General features: G+C 70.7%; 19 protein-coding genes. 12 read left to right on the plus strand and 7 right to left on the minus strand.

All coding sequences use genetic code 11. From position 1 onward, the window contains the following. Positions 1 to 73 precede the first annotated feature (73 nt). Positions 74 to 697, plus strand: a complete 624-nt coding sequence (locus ACFWGJ_RS26395) for a TetR/AcrR family transcriptional regulator (RefSeq protein ID WP_387329085.1) — start codon at positions 74 to 76, stop codon at positions 695 to 697. A gap of 53 nt (positions 698 to 750) precedes the next feature. On the opposite strand, the gene ACFWGJ_RS26400 is transcribed toward ACFWGJ_RS26395, so the two are convergent. Beyond that, positions 751 to 1,521: an AraC family transcriptional regulator gene (locus tag ACFWGJ_RS26400; RefSeq protein WP_387329088.1), complete on the minus strand. Its 771-nt coding sequence runs from the start codon at positions 1,519 to 1,521 to the stop codon at positions 751 to 753. A 55-nt stretch (positions 1,522 to 1,576) separates the two neighbouring features. On the opposite strand from ACFWGJ_RS26400, the gene ACFWGJ_RS26405 reads away from it, so the two are divergent. Beyond that, the gene (locus tag ACFWGJ_RS26405) at positions 1,577 to 2,908 is read left to right on the plus strand and encodes an MFS transporter (protein WP_387329090.1); all 1,332 of its coding nucleotides are present in this window, start codon (positions 1,577 to 1,579) and stop codon (positions 2,906 to 2,908) included. Between the two features lie 16 nt (positions 2,909 to 2,924). Here ACFWGJ_RS26405 and ACFWGJ_RS26410 read toward each other — a convergent pair whose 3' ends face one another. Continuing rightward, positions 2,925 to 3,953, minus strand: a complete 1,029-nt coding sequence (locus ACFWGJ_RS26410; protein WP_387329092.1) for a LacI family DNA-binding transcriptional regulator — start codon at positions 3,951 to 3,953, stop codon at positions 2,925 to 2,927. 296 nt (positions 3,954 to 4,249) lie between these two features. Here ACFWGJ_RS26410 and ACFWGJ_RS26415 point away from each other — a divergent pair, with 296 nt between their 5' ends. The 4 genes from ACFWGJ_RS26415 to ACFWGJ_RS26430 all read left to right on the plus strand — a co-directional run bounded on the left by ACFWGJ_RS26415 (position 4,250) and on the right by ACFWGJ_RS26430 (position 9,887). After that, positions 4,250 to 5,557, plus strand: coding sequence for an extracellular solute-binding protein (locus ACFWGJ_RS26415; protein ID WP_387329131.1), 1,308 nt, complete (start codon positions 4,250 to 4,252; stop codon positions 5,555 to 5,557). Next, positions 5,554 to 6,456: a carbohydrate ABC transporter permease gene (locus ACFWGJ_RS26420; protein ID WP_387329095.1), complete on the plus strand. Its 903-nt coding sequence runs from the start codon at positions 5,554 to 5,556 to the stop codon at positions 6,454 to 6,456. Before ACFWGJ_RS26415 ends, ACFWGJ_RS26420 begins: the two co-directional genes overlap by 4 nt. Before the next feature lies 1 nt (position 6,457). Beyond that, positions 6,458 to 7,354 carry a carbohydrate ABC transporter permease gene (locus ACFWGJ_RS26425; RefSeq protein WP_387329098.1) on the plus strand — a complete coding sequence of 299 codons (897 nt, stop codon included), beginning with the start codon at positions 6,458 to 6,460 and terminating at the stop codon, positions 7,352 to 7,354. Between the two features lie 151 nt (positions 7,355 to 7,505). After that, positions 7,506 to 9,887: a beta-glucosidase gene (locus ACFWGJ_RS26430; RefSeq protein WP_387329100.1), complete on the plus strand. Its 2,382-nt coding sequence runs from the start codon at positions 7,506 to 7,508 to the stop codon at positions 9,885 to 9,887. Positions 9,888 to 9,915: 28 nt separating this feature from the next. Here the strand turns inward: ACFWGJ_RS26430 and ACFWGJ_RS26435 are convergent, their stop codons facing one another. Together ACFWGJ_RS26435 and ACFWGJ_RS26440 are read right to left on the minus strand one after the other, a co-directional pair. Further along, complete coding sequence (locus ACFWGJ_RS26435; RefSeq protein WP_387329103.1) at positions 9,916 to 11,103, minus strand: fumarylacetoacetate hydrolase family protein; 1,188 nt, start codon at positions 11,101 to 11,103, stop codon at positions 9,916 to 9,918. A 54-nt stretch (positions 11,104 to 11,157) separates the two neighbouring features. Continuing rightward, positions 11,158 to 12,894, minus strand: a complete 1,737-nt coding sequence (locus ACFWGJ_RS26440; protein ID WP_387329106.1) for an IlvD/Edd family dehydratase — start codon at positions 12,892 to 12,894, stop codon at positions 11,158 to 11,160. Positions 12,895 to 12,998: 104 nt separating this feature from the next. Here ACFWGJ_RS26440 and ACFWGJ_RS26445 point away from each other — a divergent pair, with 104 nt between their 5' ends. Next, positions 12,999 to 13,742, plus strand: a complete 744-nt coding sequence (locus ACFWGJ_RS26445) for a FadR/GntR family transcriptional regulator (protein WP_387329109.1) — start codon at positions 12,999 to 13,001, stop codon at positions 13,740 to 13,742. Between the two features lie 106 nt (positions 13,743 to 13,848). Here ACFWGJ_RS26445 and ACFWGJ_RS26450 read toward each other — a convergent pair whose 3' ends face one another. Continuing rightward, a complete protein-coding gene (locus ACFWGJ_RS26450) occupies positions 13,849 to 14,484 on the minus strand; it encodes a TetR/AcrR family transcriptional regulator (RefSeq protein ID WP_387329111.1) in 636 nt (211 codons plus the stop codon). A 148-nt stretch (positions 14,485 to 14,632) separates the two neighbouring features. Here ACFWGJ_RS26450 and ACFWGJ_RS26455 point away from each other — a divergent pair, with 148 nt between their 5' ends. From ACFWGJ_RS26455 to ACFWGJ_RS26470, 4 genes are read left to right on the plus strand one after another with little or no spacing between them, the layout of a single operon-like run. Then, positions 14,633 to 15,439 carry a sugar phosphate isomerase/epimerase family protein gene (locus ACFWGJ_RS26455; protein ID WP_387329114.1) on the plus strand — a complete coding sequence of 269 codons (807 nt, stop codon included), beginning with the start codon at positions 14,633 to 14,635 and terminating at the stop codon, positions 15,437 to 15,439. Continuing rightward, on the plus strand, positions 15,439 to 16,557 hold the full coding sequence (locus ACFWGJ_RS26460) for a Gfo/Idh/MocA family protein (RefSeq protein WP_387329117.1): 1,119 nt from the start codon (positions 15,439 to 15,441) through the stop codon (positions 16,555 to 16,557). Before ACFWGJ_RS26455 ends, ACFWGJ_RS26460 begins: the two co-directional genes overlap by 1 nt. Beyond that, on the plus strand, positions 16,554 to 17,657 hold the full coding sequence (locus tag ACFWGJ_RS26465) for a Gfo/Idh/MocA family protein (RefSeq protein WP_387329120.1): 1,104 nt from the start codon (positions 16,554 to 16,556) through the stop codon (positions 17,655 to 17,657). Before ACFWGJ_RS26460 ends, ACFWGJ_RS26465 begins: the two co-directional genes overlap by 4 nt. Further along, positions 17,654 to 18,667 (plus strand): sugar phosphate isomerase/epimerase family protein, encoded by a 1,014-nt coding sequence (locus ACFWGJ_RS26470; RefSeq protein ID WP_387329123.1) that lies wholly within the window; start codon positions 17,654 to 17,656, stop codon positions 18,665 to 18,667. Before ACFWGJ_RS26465 ends, ACFWGJ_RS26470 begins: the two co-directional genes overlap by 4 nt. Before the next feature lie 165 nt (positions 18,668 to 18,832). Here the strand turns inward: ACFWGJ_RS26470 and ACFWGJ_RS26475 are convergent, their stop codons facing one another. Then, positions 18,833 to 19,252, minus strand: a complete 420-nt coding sequence (locus ACFWGJ_RS26475; protein WP_384800614.1) for a winged helix-turn-helix transcriptional regulator — start codon at positions 19,250 to 19,252, stop codon at positions 18,833 to 18,835. 87 nt (positions 19,253 to 19,339) lie between these two features. Here ACFWGJ_RS26475 and ACFWGJ_RS26480 point away from each other — a divergent pair, with 87 nt between their 5' ends. Continuing rightward, positions 19,340 to 20,161: an NmrA family NAD(P)-binding protein gene (locus ACFWGJ_RS26480; RefSeq protein WP_387329126.1), complete on the plus strand. Its 822-nt coding sequence runs from the start codon at positions 19,340 to 19,342 to the stop codon at positions 20,159 to 20,161. A 166-nt stretch (positions 20,162 to 20,327) separates the two neighbouring features. Here the strand turns inward: ACFWGJ_RS26480 and ACFWGJ_RS26485 are convergent, their stop codons facing one another. Continuing rightward, on the minus strand, positions 20,328 to 20,546 hold the full coding sequence (locus ACFWGJ_RS26485) for a hypothetical protein (protein ID WP_387329128.1): 219 nt from the start codon (positions 20,544 to 20,546) through the stop codon (positions 20,328 to 20,330). Positions 20,547 to 20,639 lie beyond the last annotated feature (93 nt).

Below are 20,639 nucleotides of genomic sequence, written 5' to 3' on the forward strand. Positions count from 1 at the left end.
CGATCGTTGCGGAAGTCCGACGGTAGCACTTCCGCAACGATCGCTGCGGAAGGAGTAGGGTGAGGGAGTGGATGTGGACAGGAAACAGGCGGAGAAGAAACAGAACGGCCCGATCGGCCGCCCGCGGGGCTTCGATGCCGACGAGGCGCTTGAGCGCGCCATGCTGGTCTTCTGGCGGCACGGTTACGAGGGAGCCAGCACCGCCGGCCTCACGGGCGCGATGGGCATCTCCACGACCAGCATGTACGCGGCCTTCGGCAACAAGGAGGAGCTGTTCCGCAAGGTGCTGGAGCGCTACACCGAGGGCCCGAGCGCGTACATGGCACGCGCCCTGGAGGAGCCGACCGCACTGGGCACGGCCACCGCGGTGCTGGCCGGCACCGTGCGCACCACCACCCGGCCGGCCGGCCCTCCCGGGTGCCTGGGCGTGCAGAGCGCGCTGACCGTCAGCGACTCCGGACAGGAGGTCCGCGACCTCCTCGTGGCCTGGCGCAACGACGGCCACTCCGGCCTCCGTGAGCGGTTCCAGCGGGCCGTGGACGACGGAGACCTGCCCGCGGGCACCGATCCGGGACTGCTGGCCCGCTACGTCACCACCTTCGGCTACGGCATCGCCGTACAGGCCGCCAGCGGTGTCGGCCGGGACGAACTGCAGGAGATGGCCGACGCGGCCCTGCGCAACTGGCCACCCGTCTGAGGGCCTGGACCCTCGCGCGGTTCAGTTCGTCGGCCGGGGCCCGTGCCCCCGTCTCATGTGTCTCCCGCGCCGGATTCAGCACGGTAGGTGCCCGGCGTCTGCCCCATGGTGCGGCTGAACGTGTCGATGAACGCGCTGGTCGTCGCCCACCCGCAGCGCCGTCCCGCCTCGCTGACGTTCGCGCCCTCCGCCAGCAGCACCATGGCGTGGAAGACCCGCACATGGGTCCGCCACTGCGGATACGTCATGCCCAGTTCCGTCCTGAACAGCCGGGCCAGGGTGCGCTCGCTCACGCCGATGCGCCGCGCCAACCAGACCGCGGTGCGCGGGTGTTGGAGATCGTCGGTCACCAGTGCGCAGGCCTCCCGCAGGAGAGGGCCGGCCGGGATGGGCAGCGTCAACGGCTCTATGAGCGCCCGCCGCAGCCGGTCCCGCAGGGCGGCGCGGAGGCGGTTGGCCTCCGGCACGGGCAGGGCCGGTTCACTGCACGCGATGATCAGCTCGCGGACCAGGGCGTCGACGGCCACGACGGCCGGGGTCCCGGAGTCGAGCAGGACGTCATGGACGGCGAAACCGAGGGTGTGCACGGAACTGTGTCCGTGCACCCGGTGCTGATGCCAGGTCCCGGCCGGGATCCACATGGCGCGGGCGCTCGACGCCACCCAGGACGCCTCGCCCGTCTGGACCGCCAGGACGCCGGCGCTGACGTACAGGAGCTGGTGGTAGCCGTGCTGGTGGCGCCCGATGACCTCACCCGCGAGATGTGCGTGGGTGGAATCCCTGGGTTCCCTGTCCCTCTGCGCCGCCTGGCCGTTTTCCGACATACGACGGCAGAATAACGGAAGCGGCACACCGTGCGGCCCTGCGAGCGTGACGACCATGCCCACGACGCCGCAGCTCCCGTCCGCCGACCCCCGGTCCTCCGTCCGCCCTCACTCGCTGAAAACGCGCGTCACCTCGGGCCTGCGGGGTGCCGCGCTCGACACCCGTCCTCTGGCGCATCCCGTCTTCCGGCGTCTGCTGATCGGGCAGAGCGCGGCCTACATCGGGGCCATGGTCACGGGAGTCACCATCCCCGTGCAGGTCTACGCGCTGTCGCGGTCCTCCCTGGCCGTGGGCCTGACCGGACTGGCCGCACTCGTGCCGCTCGTGGTCTTCGGACTGTACGGGGGCGTCGTCGCGGACCGGTTCGACCGCCGCGTGCTGTACCTGGCCTCGGCGTTCGTCACCTGGGGGACGACGCTGGCGCTGCTGTTCCAGGCGGTCGTGGCGCTGCGATCGGTACCGCTGATCCTGGTTCTCGTGGCCGTCCAGGCCGGTGCGTTCGCCATGTCGTCCGCGGCCCGCGGCGCCATCATCCCCCGGGTCGTCCCCACCCCTCTGGTGCCCGCCGCGAACACCCTGTACTTCACCGCCGGCAATATCGGGCAGGTCGCCGGCCCCCTGGTGGCCGGCGCCCTGATCTCCCTGCCGAACGGCTACTGCTGGGCGTACGGCGCCGACGCCCTGCTGTTCTCCCTCCTGCTGTACTCGGCCTTCCGCCTCCCTCCGGTCAGGCCGACCGGCACACCGATCCGGGCCGGCGGGCTGCGGCCGGTCCTGGACGGGCTGCGCTTCATCGCGGCCGCCCCTGTGCTGTGGATGTCCTTCGCGGTCGACATCGCGGCCATGACACTGGCCATGCCGACCGCCCTGTTCCCGGAAGCCGCCCAGTCGCGCTTCCACGGCGGAGCGGGCCTGCTGTACTCGGCCATCGCGATCGGCTCGGTGGCAGCCGGACTCTTCAGCGGGTGGATCGGCCGGGTCCGCCGTCAGGGGCGGGCGCTGGCTCTCGCGGTGGTCGTCTGGTCGGCGGCCGTCGCCCTCGCGGGCACGGTCCACCATCTCCTGGCCGCCGTGGTTTTGCTGGCCGCGGCCGGGGCGGCCGACCTGGTCAGCGCGGTCTACCGCCAGACGATCCTGCAGACGTACACACCCGACGCCCTGCGCGGTCGTCTGCAGGGTGTCTTCACGGTCGTCGTCGCGGGCGGGCCGCGCCTCGGTGACCTGCGGGCCGGTGCGATGGCCTCGGCCACCGGCCTCGGCCTCGCATGGAGCGGCAGCGCACTGCTCTGCCTCGTCATCGTCCTCGGCGCAGCGCTGCTCGTCCGGCCGTTCTGGCAGTACGACGTCACCCGCGCGCACGCCGACCACATGACTGGACAGCGCTAGGCGATGTCGTCCGTTGCTACCCGTGCGCCCGGGCTTCTTCGCGGGGCGGCGCCGTCGAGGCGCGCACCACGAGTTCGGTGGCGAGTTCGATGTGGTGGGACTCGACCTTCTCACCGCCTGCCAGCCGGAGAGCGGTGCGCAGGGCGGCACCGCCCATCTCCCGCAGGGGCTGGCGCACGGTCGTCAGGGGCGGTGAGGTGATCTGCGCGAGGCTCGTGTCGTCGAAGCCGACCACGCTCAGATCCTCGGGGATGCGCAGGCCGCGGGTGCGGGCGGTCTCGATGGCGCCCAGGGCGATCTCGTCGTTGCCCGCGAAGATCGCCGTGGGCGGTTCGCGCAGGTCCAGCAGTGCCGCGGCGCCGACAAGACCGGTCTCGTAGGTGAATTCCCCGGGCAGGACGTAGGAATCGGGCACCCGCGCTCCGTCCGCCTCCATGGCGGCGCGGTAGCCGTGCACGCGTGCCTGGTTGCACACGGCCATCGCCGGTCCGCCGAGATAGGCGATGCGGCGGTGTCCCAGGGACAGCAGGTGCCGGGTCGCGGCCAGACCGCCCGCGAAGTTGGTCGCCCCGACACTGTTGACCCGGCTGTCCGGCAGATGCAGCGGGTCCAGCACGACCAACGGCAGGCCGGAACGGGCCAGTTCGTTGAGGTGCGCCGCCGTGTACACGCTGGTGACCGCGATGACGGCGCGGCGTCCGGCCGAGACGAGATCCCGGGCCCAGTGGGGGGCGTGGGACGCCTTGCTGATCACCACCGAGGCGCCCAGTTCGGCGGCGGCGTCGACGATGCCTTCCAGTGTCTCGGCCACGTACGACTTGAGGCCGCCCTGGAACTGCACCTCGATGGTCGGGCTCTGGACGGCTCCGGTGTGGCGGAAGACGGGTGCGAGGTAGTGGTGCTGATGCAGCAGTTGCTGTACCCGGGTGCGGGTGTGGGGGGCCACGTCACCGCGGCCGTTGACCACTTTGGACACGGTGGCGACGGAGACCCCGGCAGCCCGGGCGATGTCCGCCAGGGTGGTGCGTCTGGCTTTCGGCCGCATCGGTTCCTCCCAGCTGTGGGTCCACCGGTGTGGTGAGTCGGCGGTCGGTCCTGCCCGTGCGCATGGAACCGATCGACCGAAAAAGTTTCGAACTTGGGCGACGTCCTGTGGGGATGGCCCGTACCGGATAGTACGCAGCGAATTACCGCCTTGCAATGTGGCCGCACGCACCTTGACACGGCGTCAGACCGAAATCTAATTTGCACGAACAGAGCTTGGACAGAGAGATTTCGAAAACTTTTCGGCATGACTCATGAGAAGCCCACAGCTTCCGAGTGCGGAGAAAAGACATGGAGATCCACCTCTCTCGGCGAACCCTCCTCGGCCTGGCCGCCGGTGTTCCGGTCTCCGCGGCACTGGCGGCCTGCGGCTCCTCCGGTCCCGGCACGGGCGGGGGAGCGACCTACTGGTACCTGAACGGCCAGCCTCAGGAAGGGGTCAGAGCCGGCGCCGTGGACGCCTTCAACAAGGCCCGTCCCAAGGAGCAGATCAAGGACACCACCTTCCAGAACGACGCGTACAAGACGAAGATCAAGACCGCCATCGGTGCCGGGCGGGCGCCCACCATCATCTGGGGCTGGGGCGGCGGGACGCTGCGCTCCTACGTGAAGGCGGGCCAGGTCGACGACCTCACCCCGTGGTTCGACGAACACCCCGAGGTCAAGAAGCGGCTGCTGCCCTCCTCGTTCGACGCGGCGACCGTCGACGGCAAGATCTACGCGATGCCGGGCGAGACCGTGCAGCCGATCATCCTCTACTACAACCGGAAGGTCTTCGACCGGGTCGGGGTGGAACCGCCTAAGTCCTGGGACGACATCATGGCGCTCGTGCCCAGGTTCAACGCCAAGGGCATCGCCCCGTTCGCCCTCGGAGGCCAGTCCCGGTGGACGAACATGATGTGGCTGGAGTTCCTGTTCGACCGCATCGGCGGTCCTGAGGTCTTCCAGGCCGTCATCGACGGCGAGAAGGACGCCTGGTCGAACCCGCGCGCCATCACCGCCCTGACCAAGGTGCAGGAGCTGGTCAAGGCCGACGGATTCATCAAGGGCTTCTCCTCCATCACCGCGGACTCCAACGCCGACCAGGCGCTGCTGTACACCGGCAAGGCCGCGATGATGCTGCACGGCGCATGGTCGTACGGCATCCAGCAGGCACGGGGCGGGGACTTCGTCTCCAGCGGCGGGCTGGGCTACATGAACTTCCCGCCCGTCGAGGGCGGCAGGGGCGATCCGGGCGACACCGTCGGTAACCCCGCCCAGTACCTCTCCCTGTCCTCGAAAGCCGGCTCGGAGCAGAAGAAGACCGCCAAGGACTTCTTCGCCAAGGGCGTCCTGCAGGACGACGAGGTGAAGAAGTGGATCGACAACGGGTCGGTCCCGATCCGGCTGGGCACCGAGAAGCTGCTGGCCGCCGCCAAGAACGCCGATTTCCTGCAGTTCACCTACGGCATCGCCACCAAGGCCAAGGTGTTCGGCCAGTCCTGGGACCAGGCGCTCAGTCCGACGGCCGCCGAGACCCTGCTGGACAACATCGTCAAACTGTTCCAGTTGTCCATCTCGCCCAAGCAGTTCGCCGACAACCTCAACGCGGTCACCGGCGCATGAGCGCACTCACCAGTCAGCAGCCGCGTCGCGGGCCGCGCAGCATCCTGCCGTGGCTGGCGGCGCCGGCGCTGGTGGTCTTCGTCGGCTTCGCCGTGATCCCGCTCGTCGGCGTCTTCGCGCTGAGCTTCACGACGTGGGACGGCATAGGCGGCATCCATGTGTCGGGGCTGACCAGTTGGCGTGCGGTACTCACCGATCCCGGGCTGCCGCACGCCCTCTGGGTGACGTTCCTGGTGATGGCCGTCTCCTGGGCGGTGCAGACGCCGGTGAGCATTCTGCTCGGGACGTTCATGGCGGGCCGCCAGCGCTACCGTGCCGTGCTGGGCGTGGTGTACTTCGTCCCGCTGATGCTCAGCTCCGCGGCCATCGCGCTCGCGTACAAGGCCCTGCTGGACCCCAACTTCGGACTCGGTGCCGGGCTGAAGATCCAGGTGCTCAGCCAGGACTGGCTGGGACGGCCCGGGCTCGCGTTCGCCATTGTGGTCTTCGTCGTCTCCTGGCAGTTCATCCCGTTCCACTCCCTGATCTACCAGGGCGGCGTCCAGCAGATCCCGAAGTCCCTCTACGAGGCCGCGCAGTTGGACGGCGCCGGGCGGATCCGGCAGTTCTTCAGCATCACGCTGCCCCAGCTGAAATACACCATCATCACCTCCTCCACGCTGATGGTGGTCGGCTCGCTGACCTTCTTCGACCTCATCTTCATCCTGACCGAGGGCGGACCCGGCGATGCCACCCGGGTCCTCGCACTGGACATGTACAAGCGGGGATTCCAGGCCAGCCTGATGGGACCGGCCAGCGTCATCGCGGTCATCCTGGTCCTGGTGGGTCTGGCCCTCGCGCTGCTGCTGCGCCGGCTCGGGGGCCGGGACGCCGGCGCGAGCCAACTTGAGGGGGCCTGACGTGACCGGCACACTGACCGAATCGCGACGACCGCAGCAGGCCGGCCACCGCGAGCCGCAGGATCCGTCCCGTCCGGCGGCCCGCAGGCGCAACTGGGCCGGCGGCCTGGCCGGCTGGCTCTGGCTCGTCGTCGTCGCCGTACCGCTGTACTGGACCCTCATCACCAGCTTCAAGGCCCAGAACCGCTACTACGCGAGCAACCCGCTGGTGCCTACGGCCGACCCGACCCTGGACAACTACCGGCTGGTCATCGAGTCCGACTTCCTGCGCTACTTCGTCAACAGCGTCGTGGTCACCGCCGGCGCCGTGGTACCGGCGGTCCTTTTCTCCTTCATGGCCGCGTACGCCATCGTGCGCGGCTGGCGCATGCGGACGCTGCGGGCCATGAACGGGCTGTTCCTCATGGGCCTGGCCATCCCGCTGCAGGCGACGGTGATCCCGGTCTACCTGATCATCATCAAACTGCAGCTGTACGACAGCCTGCCGGCGCTGATCCTCCCCTCGATCGCCTTCGCCATCCCGCTGTCCGTACTGGTGCTCTCCAACTTCATCCGCGACGTGCCCAAGGAACTGTTCGACTCGATGCGGGTCGACGGCGCCACCGAGTGGACGACGCTGTGGCGGCTGGCGGCACCGCTCACCCGCCCGGCGATCCTCACGGTGACCATCTTCAACGCACTGACCATCTGGAACGGATTCCTGCTGCCGCTCATCCTGACGCAGAGCCCCGACCGCCGGACCCTGCCGCTCGCCCTGTGGACCTTCCAGGGCCAGTACGGGGTCAACGTCCCTGCCGTCGTCGCCGCAGTCGTCCTGACCACCCTGCCCGTCCTCGTGCTGTACGCGTTCGGCCGGCGCCAGCTGCTGAGCGGGCTGACCGCCGGATTCAGCCGTTGACAAAGCGGCGGCCTCGTGCCGCGAGGAGCCGGCGAAGTGAACCGGGGAGCGACGCCGCCCCCCGGCCGCCATCCGCCCCGTACCGAGATCTGCCCGTCTACCTGTTGGTCCGTCACGCCTCGGTCAAGGGGCTGGCGGGCTTGGGAGGGAAATGAACGCCACCGTGGCCGCGGAGGACACCCCCGGAGTCTTCCTCTGGAACGACCCCACCGTTTCCGTCACCGCGAGAGTCGACGCCCTGGTCGACGCGATGACCCTGCGGGAGAAGACCGCCCAGCTGTACGGAATATGGGTGGGCGCCTCCGATCAGGGCGACGAGGTGGCCCCTCATCAGCACGACATGGAGGAACCCCTCGATCTCGGCACACTCCTGCCCGTCGGGCTGGGCCAGCTGACCCGCCCCTTCGGCACGGTCCCGGTCGATCCCGCACTGGGCGCGCTGTCCCTGGCCCGCACCCAGGCCCGTATCGCCGCCACGAACCGGTTCGGCATCCCCGCTCTCGCGCACGACGAGTGCCTGGCCGGCTTCGCCGCCTGGGGGGCGACGGCCTACCCCGTTCCGCTGTCCTGGGGCGCCACCTTCGACCCGGACCTGGTGCGGCGCATGGCCGCCGCCATCGGCCGTGACATGCGAGCCGTCGGCGTCCACCAAGGTCTCGCGCCCGTCCTGGACGTGGTGCGTGACGCCCGCTGGGGCCGGGTCGAGGAGACCATCGGCGAGGACCCGTACCTCGTCGGCACCGTCGGAACGGCCTACGTGCAGGGCCTTGAGTCCGCCGGGATCGTCGCGACGCTCAAGCATCTCGTCGGCTACTCGGCCTCCCGCGCCGGCCGCAACCTCGCGCCTTCCCCCGTGGGCCCGCGTGAGCGCGCCGACGTGCTGCTGCCGCCCTTCGAGATGGCCGTCCGCGAGGGCCGACCGCGGTCGGTGATGACCGCCTACACCGACACCGACGGCATACCCTCCGCGGCCGACGAGGAACTGCTCACCGGGCTGCTGCGCGACACATGGGGTTTCGACGGCACCGTCGTCGCCGACTACTTCGCCATCGCCTTCCTGAAGACCCTGCACGGCGTCGCGGCCGACTGGGCCGGCGCCGCCGGCACGGCGCTGCGTGCGGGCGTCGACGTCGAACTGCCCGGCGTCAAGACCTACGGCGAGCCCCTGGTTGAGGCCGTCGCCGACGGCCGCGTACCGGAATCGTCCGTCGACCGTGCCCTGCGCCGGGTACTCACCCAGAAGGCGATGCTCGGCCTGCTCGACCCGGACTGGAACCCCGTGCCGGCCGCGCTCGACGGAGCGGACCTGGACGATCCGGCCGCCCTGCGCGGCAGGATCGACCTGGACGGTCCGGACAACCGCGCCTTGGCCCGTACGGTCGCCGAGGAAGCGGTCGTGCTGCTGAGCAACGACGGCACCCTGCCGCTCGGGCGGCCACGCCGCATCGCCCTGCTCGGTCCCAACGCCGACGAACCCGCCGCCGTACTGGGCTGCTACTCCTTCCCCCAGCACATCGGCGTCCGCCACCCCGGCACCCCGCTCGGCATCGAGCTGCCGACCCTGCGGGACTCGCTCGCCGCCGAGTTCCCCGATGCCGAGATCACCGTCGTGCGCGGCACCGGAATCGACGACGGAGATCTCTCCGGTCTCCCCGGGGCCGCCCGGGCGGCACGCGAGGCCGATGTCGCCCTGGTCGTGCTCGGCGACCGCGCCGGACTCTTCGGGCGGGGCACCAGCGGAGAGGGGTGCGACGTCGGGACTCTGGCGCTGCCCGGCGCCCAGCAGCAACTGCTCGACACCCTGCTCGATCTGGAGACACCTGTGGTCACCGTGCTGCTCGCGGGGCGACCGTACGCCCTCGGCCGCGCGGCGCAGGAGTCCGCGGCGATCGTGCAGTCCTTCTTCCCGGGGGAGGAGGGCACCCACGCCATCGCCGGGGTCCTCAGCGGCCGTACCAACCCTTCGGGACGCCTGCCGGTCAGCGTGCCGCGCGGTCCGGGATCCCAGCCGTCCACCTACCTCGGGGCGCGCCTCGCGCACGCGAGCGAGGTGTCCAGCGTCGACCCGACCCCCGCGTTCGCCTTCGGCCACGGCCTGTCCTACACGCGGTTCGACTGGACGGATGTGACCGTGGACGCCCAGGAGGCCCCGACGGACGGCGAGTTCACCCTCTCCTTCACCGTCCGCAACGCGGGCGGACGATCCGGAACCGAGGTCGTCCAGGTCTATCTGCACGACCCGGTCGCCTCCGTCGTCCAGCCGGTGCAGCGCCTCGTCGGCTACGCCCGGGTCGCGCTGGAGCCGGGCGAGGCCCGGCGCCTGCGGGTCACGGTCCCGGCCGACCTCGCCTCCTTCACCGGACGCGACGGCCGCCGTGTCGTCGAACCCGGCGAGCTGGAGGTGCGGTTGGCCGCCTCCAGCGCGGATCCGCGCCTGACGGCCAGGGTCACGCTGACCGGAGCGGAGCGCCACGTGGACCACACGCGGCACCTGCACGCCACGGTCGGTCAGGAGCCGGTCGCCCGGACGTGAACCGGGTCCGCGCGGCGCCCGCCGCAGCTCACAGCAGGCCGCGCCGGGCGAGGCTGCGCAGCAGCGCCCGTACGCCGAACGTCCACGGCGCGGCCTGCTCGCTGGCAACGACGGTGTTGACCAGAGCGCCGAGGCGCGGGCTGGAGATCCGCACGAGGTCGCCGTACTCGTGGGTGAAGCCCGCGCCGGGTGCCTGCCGGTCCTCGGTGGGGGCGAACAGCGTTCCGGTGAACAGCACGAAGCCGTCCGGGTACTGATGGTGCGGACCGTGCGTGGCGGCCACCAGATCCAGTACGTCACGGCTGATCTCGCGCATGGAGCTGCTGCCGTGCAGGACGTAGCCGTCCGTGCCGTCGACCCGCAGGTCGAGGTCGAGCCCGCGTACGGTGTCGAGCCCGAAGTCGTCCTGGAACAGACGGATGAACGGGCCGATCGCGCAGGAGGCGTTGTTGTCCTTCGCGCGGGACAGCAGCAGGGCGCTGCGGCCCTCGATGTCGCGGAGGTTGACGTCGTTGCCGAGCGTCGCGCCGCGTACCCGGCCCTGCGAGTCGACGACGAGGACGACCTCGGGTTCGGGGTTGTTCCACACCGAGGCGCCGAGCACTCCGATGTCGGCGCCGGTGCCGACCGCGGACAGCACCGGGGCCTTGGTGAACACTTCCGGGTCCGGCCCGATCCCGACCTCCAGGTACGGCGACCACAGTCCTTCGGCGACGAGGAGTTCCTTGGCCTTGTCGGCTTCGGGCGAGCCGGGACGGATGCCGTCGAGGGTGCCGCCGACCAGCTGCCCGATGTGGGCCCGTACCCGCGCGGCCTGCGCGGGATCGCCGCCCGTGCGCTCCTCGATGACGCGTTCCAGCAGACTCCGGGCGAAGGTGACGCCCGCGGCCTTGATCACGTGCAGGTCGACGGGGGCGAGTAGATGCGCGACGTCGCGCCGGCCGGCCGGTGCCGCGAGCAGGTCGTCCAGACGCCAGACGTGTCCGCCGTCGGCCTCGCGGACGATGTCGGCCGCGTCGTCGCGTTCCATGAGGTCGGAGACGGTGGGTGCGAGGGCCGTCAGGTCGACGACGTGCTCGCCGCGGACCGCGGCCACGCACGGTCCGTCCCATTCCGGGCTGTGGACGCGTGCGACGAGGACGGCCCGGTCCGCGTCCTGCGGCAGGACGGAGGCGGCGGTGAGGAGCGGACGAGGGCGCGCTGCTGCCGGTTCCACGATCGATGTTCTCCTGGGTCGGGGGATACAGGGGGTACGGTCGCCGGGGCGGGCTCAGTGCGAGTCGCGGGGCACCTCGTGTCCGCGGCTGCCGCGCAGGAAGCCGAAGTCGGCGCCCTGGTCGGCCTGTTCCACGTTCTGGGTGTACAGCCAGGCGTAGCCGCTGGTGTGCCGCTCGGCGGGCGCCCTCCATGCCTGCCGGCGTCGTGTCAGCTCGGCGTCGTCCACGTCCAGGCGCAGGGTGCGGTTCGGGACGTCGAGGACGACCGGGTCCCCGTCGCGCACCAGGGCGAGCGGTCCGCCGACCGCGGCCTCGGGCGCCACGTGCAGGACCACCGTCCCGTACCCGGTGCCGCTCATCCGGCCGTCGCAGACGCGCACCATGTCCTTGACCCCGGCCTTCAGCAGCTTGGTGGGCAGGGGGACGTTGGAGACCTCGGGCATGCCGGGGTAGCCCTTGGGGCCGGCGTTGCGGATGACGATGACGGTGTTCTCGTCGACGTCGAGGTCCGGATCGTCGGCCACCTCGTGGTACGCCTCGGGGGAGTCGAAGACGCGTGCGGGGCCGCGGTGGGTGAGCAGGTGCGGTGAGGCGGCGGACTGCTTGAGCACGGCGCCGTCGGGACACAGGTTGCCGTGCAGGACGGCGATACCGGTGCCGGCGGGCTGGAAGGGGGCGTCGAGGCGGGTGATGACGTCGGAGTCGATGCGTTCGGCCTGCTGGGTGTTCTCGGCGATGCCGCGTCCGGTGACCGTGATCTGTTCGCCGTGCAGCAGCTTGCCGTCGAGGAGTTCGGCCATGACGGCGGGCAGGCCGCCCGCGTAACAGAAGTCCTCCATCAGGTACTTGCCGCTGGGCATCAGGTTGACCAGGGTCGGCACCGCGCGGACCAGGTCGTCGAAGTCCCGCAGGCCCAGCTCGACGCCGACGCGTCCCGCGAGGGCGATGAGATGGATGACGGCGTTCGTGGAGCCGCCGATGGCCGCGTTGACCCGGATGGCGTTCTCGAACGCCTCCCGGGTCAGGATGTGTGAGGGGCGCAGTTCCTCCTCCACCATCCCGACGATGCGCTGCCCCGCCGCCTGCGCGGTTTCCATCCGCCGGGAGTCGACCGCGGGCCAGGCCGCCGAGCCCGGCAGCTGCATGCCGAGCGCCTCGGCCATGCACGCCATCGTCGAGGCCGTCCCCATCGTCATGCAGTGCCCGTGGGAACGGGCCATGCACCCTTCCGCGAAGAAGCACTCCTCCTCGGTCATCCGGCCGGTCTTGAGGTCCTCCTCGAACTTCCACACATGGGTGCCCGATCCCACGTCCTGGCCCCGGTACTTGCCGTTGAGCATGGGCCCGCCGGTGACCATGACGGCGGGCAGGTCGACGCTGGCGGCACCCATGAGCATGGCGGGGGTCGTCTTGTCGCAGCCGGACAGCAGCACGACACCGTCGAGGGGATTGGCCCGGATCAGCTCCTCGACCTCCATGGCCATGAGGTTGCGGTACAGCATCGCGGTGGGGCGCATCAGGGTCTCGCCGGTGGCCATGGTGGGGAACTGCAGCGGCAGGCCGCCCGCCTGCCACACTCCGCGCTTGACGGCTTCGGCGACCTGGGTCAGATGGGCGTTGCACGGGGCGAGTTCGGAGGCGCTGGTCGCGATACCGATGACGGGACGTCCGTCGAACACCTCGTGCCCGAGTCCCTGGTTGCGCATCCAGGAGCGGTACACCATCCCGCTGCGGCCGTGTGCGCCGAACCATGCCTGGCTGCGGCGGCTCGTCTGCTGTCCGTCGGTCATGAGGGCGCTCCCGTGGCTGTCGTGTCGTCCGCTCGCGATGGGGCGTTGCCGGGTGGGGACCCGCAGGCCGTACCCTGCACCACAATCATTGAATGATTCGATGAATGGCGTCCAGGGGGCGGGCAGAGATCGTGGTGCACTTTCTGACCCTGTATCAGCGTGTGACCGACGAGCTCGGGCGGCGCATCGTGGGTGGCGCGTGGCAGCCGGGGGAGGCGCTACCGGTCGAGGACGCGCTCGCGGCCGAGATCGGCGTCAGCCGGGGGGTGCTGCGGGAAGCGGTCAAGGCGCTGGTGGCCAAGGGGATGCTGCGCGTACGCCCGCGCACCGGTACGCGCGTGCTGCCTGCGGAGCAGTGGAACCATCTGGACCGTGACGTGCTGCGCTGGAAACAGGCCGGGGACGCCGCGGCCCTGCTGCGCGACACGGGTGAACTGCGGCGGATCGTGGAGCCCGAGGCGGCCCGGCTCGCCGCCGAGCGGGCGGGCCCCGAGGAGATACGCGTCCTGTACGACGCCCTGGCGGCCATGGAGGCCGCGGCGGCTAAGCCGGGCCGCAGGGGCTATGTCGAGGCCGACATCGCCTTCCACGGAGCCCTGTTCGACGCCAGCGGCAACCGGCTGCTCGGCTCTCTGGGCCGCGCCGTCGACATCGCGCTGGAGCACAGCTTCGTCGTCAGCACGCAGACCGCCGGCGCGGTGGAAGCCTCGCTTCCCGGGCACCGCGCCCTCGTGCGGGCCGTCGAGGCCCGCGATCCTGCGGCGGCGTCCGCCGCCGCGCTGGCCATCATCGAGGCCGCCGAGCAGGAGATCGCCAGGTCACCCGGCAGGCCGGGCGACGGTGTCTGAGCGACCTGGCACGGCCGTCTACCGGGGCGAGGCAGGGGCTCCGGGTGGCCGGCCGGGCGCCCGAGCGAGCGGAGCCTGCCTGCGAGGCGCGGTGGCCGGTGGCTGCTCAGAGGGGCAGTTCGACGCGGATCACGTTGCGCAGCATGCTCCGAAGGTGCTCGGGCATGTCGATGGTGTCCGGGCTGAGGAGCCACTGGACCTGGAGGCCGTCGATGAGGGCGATGAGATTCACCGCCAGCCCGGACGGGGCGACATGGGAGTGCAGCAGATCGCGGGCGGCGAGATCCTCGACGGCCTGTGTCATCTGACTGCGTGCCCGCTCGTAGCGGGCGGCGAAGTACGGCCGCGCCGGGTGGTCCGCGGTGGTCGCCTCGCTGGACAGCACTGCGAAGAGGCTCACGACGAGGGGGTTCGCCTGGTTGTGGGCGACCAGGCGGACCATGCTGGCGAAGTACTCCAGTCCGTCGATGGGGTCGCCATCGGTGCGGAAGAAGTGCTGGTCGTCCTGGAGCTCACGTTCTTCCAGGACGGCTTCGAGCAAGGACTCCTTCGTCGGGAAGTGGTGCAGGAGGCCGGCCCGGGAGACACCGCAGGCCGCGGCGAGCTGAACCGTGCTCGCGTTGCGGTAGCCGACCTGACCGAACGCGGTGAGCGCAGCCTTGATGATCTGCGCCCGCCGCCGCTCGCCCTTGGGGTAGTTGCGTGAGGTCGCCGGCCGCGTCGCCGCTTCAGCCCTAGTCATATCGGAATGCTACTCACCGTAGAAAACCGTCAGGGGTGTAGGTATTGTCCCTCTCGTCGGTAATACCGGCACGGGTGCAGGTATTACCGCCACGCTCCTGTCAGGGCGTATCCGTCGCACGGCCGTCGAACCCGAGAGGAAGTCGCTCATGACCACGCCGCAGCTGTCCCTCCAGCTCTACTCCGTCCGCCATGCCCTGGAAGCCGACCAGGACGCCACCCTCGCCAGGATCGCCGGGCTCGGGCTGAGCCAGGTGGAGGTGTTCGGCTTCGTACACCGCGCCGAGGAGCTGTCCCGTGCGCTGGACCGCCACGGGCTGGCGGCCCGCACCGGGCACGCCGAACTGCTGTCCACCCAGCGCCCCGACGGCGCCGAGATCCCGTCGCTCGACGACACCTTCGCCGCCGCCGAGCGGCTCGGCCTCGAACTCGTCATCGACCCCTTCGTACCCGCGGCCCGGTGGACCGACGAGAAGGAGATCGCCCGCACGGCCGCGCTCCTGAACGAAGCGGCGGACCGTGCGGCGGAGCACGGGCTGCGCGTGGGCTACCACAACCACTCCCAGGAGTTCGTCCACACCGTCGAAGGCTCCAGCGCCTTCGAGTACTTCGTGAGCCTCCTCGACCCCGGTGTGGACCTGGAGATAGACCTGTACTGGGCCTCCGCGGGCGGCAAGGACGTGGTCGGGCTGCTGGAACGCCTCGGCACGCGGGTCAGGGCCCTGCACGTCAAGGACGGCGCGATCATCGACGACCCGTTCTTCTCCGGGGTCCCGTTGGATCCCGCCGACACCCGGCAGGTCGCCCCAGGTCAGGGACACGTGCCGCTCGACGAGGCGCTGGCCGCCGCCCCGCACGCCGAGTTCGCCATCATCGAGTTCGACCACTACGACGGTGACATCTTCGAGGGCATCGAGTCCGCCGTCCGCTACCTGGCCGCGAGGGGCATCGCCTGATGACGACACGTACTCCGGTCGGTGTCGGTCTCATCGGCGCCGGCAACATCAGCGACCAGTACCTGACCAACCTCACGGCGTTCCCCGATGTACGTGTGCTTGCCGTCGGCGACCTCGACACCGTACGGGCCCGGAGCCAGGCCCAGAAGTACGAGGTGGCGCAGTGGGGAGCGCCCGAGCTCGTCCTGGCGCACCCCGGCATCGACATCGTCGTCAACCTGACCGTCCCGGCCGTCCATGCCGAGGTCAGTTCGGCGATCATCGCCGCCGGCAAGCACGTCTGGTCGGAGAAGCCCATCGCGATCGACCGGCTCAGCGCCCGGGCCCTCCTCGACACCGCCTCCGCCGCCGGCCTTCGCGTGGGCGTCGCGCCCGACACCGTCCTGGGCCCCGGTCTGCAGACCGCCCGCAGGGCCCTCGCCCGCGGCGACATAGGCACACCGCTGTCCGCGTACACCGTCATGCAGTACGCGGGCCCGGACCTGTGGCACCCGGACCCCGAGTTCCTCTTCGCCAAGGGCGCGGGCCCTCTCTTCGACATGGGCCCCTACTACCTGACGGCCCTGGTCAGCCTGTTCGGCTCCATCAGCCGGGTCTCCGCCGTGGGTTCGACCGGCCGTCCCTTCCGTACCATCCGCACCGGCGCCAGAGCCGGCACGGACTTCGCCGTCGGCGTGCCCACCCACATCGCCGCCATCGCCCGGTTCGAGTCCGGCGCGGTCAGCCAGAGCACGTTCAGCTTCGACTCGCCCCTCACCCGCACCGGCGTCGTCGAGATCACCGGAACCGAGGGCACCCTCGTCGTGCCCGATCCCAACACGTTCGCCGGCGACGTGCGGATCACCCGGGTCCCCCAGCCGGGCGGTGAACCGGTGTGGGAGACCGTCCCGCCCGTCGGCGTCGCGTCGGGCCGCGGCCTGGGCGTGCTGGACATGGCACGCGCCATCCGCGCCGAGCAGCCGCACATCGCCACCGGGGAACTCGGCTACCACGTGCTGGACGCCCTCATGGCCATCGACGAAGCCGCCGCCGCAGGTGAGACCGTGCATGTCACCAGCAGGATCGACGGCCTCCAGCTCGTACCCGAGGACCGAGACCCCTACGGAGCCACCCTGTGACCCCACCCATCCGCGCCGGATTCATCGGCGGCGGCTTCATGGCCACGGTGCACACCCGCGCCGGCCGGGCCGCCCGCGGCCGTCTCGTCGCTCTGGCCAGTTCCACTCCCGAGCGGGCCAAGCAGGCCGCCCACGACCTCGACGTCGAACGGTACGAGCCGGACGCCCACGCCCTCGCCTGCGCACGCGACCTGGACGTCGTCCACGTCTGCAGTCCCAACCACCTGCACGCCGAGCACGCACTGGCCGCGCTTAACGCGGGCACGCATGTCATCTGCGAGAAACCCCTGGCCACCACGGCCGCGCAGGCGGCACGCCTCGTGCAGGCGGCCCGCGCGGCCGACCGTGTCGCCGCCGTGCCCTTCGTCTACCGCTACCACCCGATGGCCCGCCAGGCCCGGGCACTGGTGGCCGACGGCGAACTGGGGACCGTCCTCACCCTCGACGCCTCCTACCTCCAGGACTGGATGCTGCAGGCGAGCGACGACAACTGGCGGGCGCGGGCCGAAGAGGGAGGCCCCTCCCGGGCCTTCGCCGACATCGGCTCCCACCTGTGCGACCTGATCGAGTTCGTCACCGGACAGCGCATCCACCGCCTGACCGCCCGGACCCGGACCGTCTTCACGAGCCGCGGCGATCATCCGGTGACCAACGAGGACATCGCCGCCCTGATCGTCGAACTCGGCGACGGCGCACTGGGCACCCTGCTCATCAGCCAGCTCGCGCCCGGCCGCAAGAACAGCCTCACCCTGGAGCTGCACGGCACCCGGCAGAGCGTGCGCTTCGAGCAGGAGCGCCCCGAAGAACTGTGGATCGGCAGGCCGAACGGATCGCAAACCGTGCTGCGCGATCCCCGGTCGGCAGCCCCCGACTCCGCCCGCATGTCCCTGCTGCCGGCCGGCCATCCCCTGGGCTACCAGGACGCATTCACCGCGTTCGTCACCGACGTCTACAGCGCCATCCGCGGTCAGGTGCCCGCCGGGATGCCCACGTTCGCCGACGGACTGCGCGCGGCCCGCCTCACCGAAGCCGTCCTGGCATCCGCCCGCGACAACGGGGCCTGGATCGACACCGCGCCCGACACCGAGGAGCGAGCATGACCGAACCCACGCACCCCGTCACCCTGTTCACCGGCCAGTGGGCCGACCTTCCCTTCGAGAAGGTCGCTGAACTGGCCGCCTCCTGGGGCTACGACGGCCTGGAGATCGCCGCGTCCGGAGACCACCTCGATCTGCGGCGCGCCGACGAGGACGACGCGTACCTGACCTCGCGGCTGGAGATCCTCGACCGTCACGGCCTCAAGGCGTACGCGATCTCCAACCATCTGGCGGGGCAGGCGGTGTGCGACGCGCCCATCGACTTCCGCCACCAGGCGATCCTGCGGCCCTACGTCTGGGGCGACGGCGACGCCGAAGGGGTGCGGCAGCGCGCCGCCGAGGACATGAAGCGCTCCGCCCGCGTGGCCCGCAAGCTGGGCATCGACACCGTGGTCGGCTTCACCGGCTCATCGATCTGGCCGTACGTCGCCATGTTCCCGCCGGTCCCCGCCTCCGTCATCGACGCCGGGTACGAGGATTTCGCGGCCCGCTGGAATCCCGTCCTCGACGTCTTCGACAGCGAGGGCGTCCGGTTCGCGCACGAGGTCCACCCCGGCGAGATCGCCTACGACTACTGGACCAGCGTGCGCACCCTGGACGCCATCGGGCACCGCCCGGCGTTCGGCTTCAACTGGGACCCCAGCCACATGATGTGGCAGAACATCGACCCCGTCGGATTCATCACCGACTTCAAGGACCGCATCTACCACGTCGACTGCAAGGACACCCGGCTGCGGCCCCGCAACGGCCGGGCCGGGGTCCTCGGGTCGCACCAGCCGTGGGGCGACCCGCGCCGGGGCTGGGACTTCGTGTCCACCGGGCACGGAGACGTCCCGTGGGAGGACGCGTTCCGGGCGCTGGAGGCGATCGGCTACAGCGGTCCGATCTCGATCGAGTGGGAGGACGCCGGCATGGACCGACTGCACGGTGCCGCCGAAGCCGTCGGATTCGTACGCTCCCTGCTGTGGCCGACACCGCAGGCGTCGTTCGACGCCGCCTTCAGCAACCAGTAGGTCCCGCGCGGCACCGCGGTGACCAGCGGAAGGCTCCTCGGCGACAGCCCTGACCGTCGCCGAGGAGAGCTCTCCGAGAGGAGTCTTCGAGAGGAGTCTTCGAGGGAGCGGGGGAGCTCCGCCGCGCACCGCCGACCAGCCGCGTCCCGGTGGCGGCGCCCCGCGTCAGCGGATGTCGTGGTCGGGGTGGGTCCGGTCGTACGACTGCCGTGCTTCTGCGATATCGGCACGGTGGGCGAGCGACCAGTCGGCGAGCGCCTTGACCAGGTGCGTCAGGTCGGCTCCTGTCCCGGTCAGGCGGTAGTCGACCTGGGCAGGGACCGTCGGATAGACGGTGCGCAGTACGAGGCCGTCCCGTTCGAGCCTGCGGACGGTGAGGGTGAGCATGCGCTGCGAGATGCCCTCGACGGCGCGCTGCAGTTCCCGGAAGCGGCGTGGCCCGCCCGCGAGTTCGACGATCACGAGCACCGACCATTTGTCGCCGATGCGGTCGAGCACATCGCGTATGCCGCAGTCGGGGTGCTCTTCGAGGCCACAGGGGTCGAGGGCGGCGGGGGTGGTTACCCCGGTGTGCGTGAGTGACATCGAACTGCCTTCTTGTGGCCGGTCAGCGTGCGATCAAGGATCAATCGTAATGACCGACGAGAACCACGACGGAAGACTGTGATGGGCATGATCTTGGTGACGGGAGCAGCCGGGAACCTCGGTTCCGCAACCCTGGCGGCGTTGCGCGCGGGCGGCGTCGCGGCCACGGGCGGCAGCCGCACGCCGGCGCCGGGGACGAAACAGCTCGACTTCGACGACCGTGCGGGCCTCGACCTCGCCGGGGTGTCGACCCTGGTGCTGATCTCCGCCGGATACGCGGAGGACGACCAGGTCGTCGGACGGCACGCGGCGGTCCTGGACGCCGCTGTGCGCGACGGTGTCGACCACGTCGTCTATACGAGCCTGACCGCGGCCGGTGACCATCTCGGGTTCGCGCTGGCGCACCGGGCCACCGAGCGCCTGGTCCGGGGAAGCGGACTCCACTGGACGATCCTGCGCAACGGTCTGTACGCCGAACTCTTCGGCGGCCTGCTGACATGGGCCGGCGAGGGGGTGGAGTCCGCCTTCGGGGACGGCGCCCTGGCAGCGGTCGTACGGGAGGATCTCGCCGACGCCGCGGCCACCGTCGCGGCGGACCCGGCACGGCACCGCGGCCGGGTCCACGAGTTGGTCGGCACGCCGATCACGGCAGGTCAGGTGGCCGACAGGCTGGGGGTCCGGCATCGCGCCATCGGCTTGGGGGAGTACCGGCGCAGGCTTCTGGACGAGTCGCCGGGGCTGCTGCCGTTCCAGCCGCCCATGCTCGTGTCGATCGCCTCGGCCGTCCGGCACGGCTTCCTGGACGGCACCGCTCCCGATCTCACCGACCTCCTCGGCCACCCGGCCCGCGACCCCCTGGCGTCGGCCGCCACGGCAGCGGCTGCCGCACGGCCGGACGCGAGCCGCTAGCGGCACTCGATGTACCCACACAGCGGAAGGCACATTGCTCTCGCCGCTCTCGCCGCTCTCGCCGCTCTCGCCGGTTCCGCTGGTCTCGGCTTCGTCGGGCTGCTCGCCGGCGAAGGCCACCGCGCCGGCAACGGCCTCCTTCCGACCGATCGAGATCCTCCCGGCTTCAGAACAGCGTGGGCTGATCCGGGGGCGTGGCCACGCCTTTTCGCGCCCGGAGGCGTGCGTCGGGTGTCTCGTCCCCGAACAGCGGCGGTGTGCCGTATTCGTCCGGTACGGCTGGGACGGCCTCCGGCCCGGCGGGTACGACCGGGCGCAGTGGCGCGTCCTGGTCGAAGTCGTCCGGAGTCATGCGCGCCCAGTCACGCCCATGCTGCTCGCTCACCCGCGTCTCCCGCCGCCGCTGCCATCCGTGCCGTGTCTGATGGTCACCTTCCCTTCATTCACGACCAGCGATCATGATTCGCTTGCCTCTTCC

It is taken from the genome of Streptomyces sp. NPDC060205 (genome assembly GCF_042728395.1).
Classification (GTDB): domain Bacteria; phylum Actinomycetota; class Actinomycetes; order Streptomycetales; family Streptomycetaceae; genus Streptomyces.

Coding starts and splice junctions, on each gene's coding strand:
- ACFWGJ_RS26400 (WP_387329088.1), bottom strand. CDS start 1,521: ATGTCGGAAAACGGCCAGGCGGCGCAGAGGGACAGGGAACCCAGGGAT.
- ACFWGJ_RS26405 (WP_387329090.1), top strand. CDS start 1,577: ATGCCCACGACGCCGCAGCTCCCGTCCGCCGACCCCCGGTCCTCCGTC.
- ACFWGJ_RS26410 (WP_387329092.1), bottom strand. CDS start 3,953: ATGCGGCCGAAAGCCAGACGCACCACCCTGGCGGACATCGCCCGGGCT.
- ACFWGJ_RS26420 (WP_387329095.1), top strand. CDS start 5,554: ATGAGCGCACTCACCAGTCAGCAGCCGCGTCGCGGGCCGCGCAGCATC.
- ACFWGJ_RS26430 (WP_387329100.1), top strand. CDS start 7,506: ATGAACGCCACCGTGGCCGCGGAGGACACCCCCGGAGTCTTCCTCTGG.
- ACFWGJ_RS26440 (WP_387329106.1), bottom strand. CDS start 12,894: ATGACCGACGGACAGCAGACGAGCCGCCGCAGCCAGGCATGGTTCGGC.
- ACFWGJ_RS26445 (WP_387329109.1), top strand. CDS start 12,999: ATGGCGTCCAGGGGGCGGGCAGAGATCGTGGTGCACTTTCTGACCCTG.
- ACFWGJ_RS26450 (WP_387329111.1), bottom strand. CDS start 14,484: ATGACTAGGGCTGAAGCGGCGACGCGGCCGGCGACCTCACGCAACTAC.
- ACFWGJ_RS26455 (WP_387329114.1), top strand. CDS start 14,633: ATGACCACGCCGCAGCTGTCCCTCCAGCTCTACTCCGTCCGCCATGCC.
- ACFWGJ_RS26460 (WP_387329117.1), top strand. CDS start 15,439: ATGACGACACGTACTCCGGTCGGTGTCGGTCTCATCGGCGCCGGCAAC.
- ACFWGJ_RS26470 (WP_387329123.1), top strand. CDS start 17,654: ATGACCGAACCCACGCACCCCGTCACCCTGTTCACCGGCCAGTGGGCC.
- ACFWGJ_RS26475 (WP_384800614.1), bottom strand. CDS start 19,252: ATGTCACTCACGCACACCGGGGTAACCACCCCCGCCGCCCTCGACCCC.
- ACFWGJ_RS26480 (WP_387329126.1), top strand. CDS start 19,340: ATGATCTTGGTGACGGGAGCAGCCGGGAACCTCGGTTCCGCAACCCTG.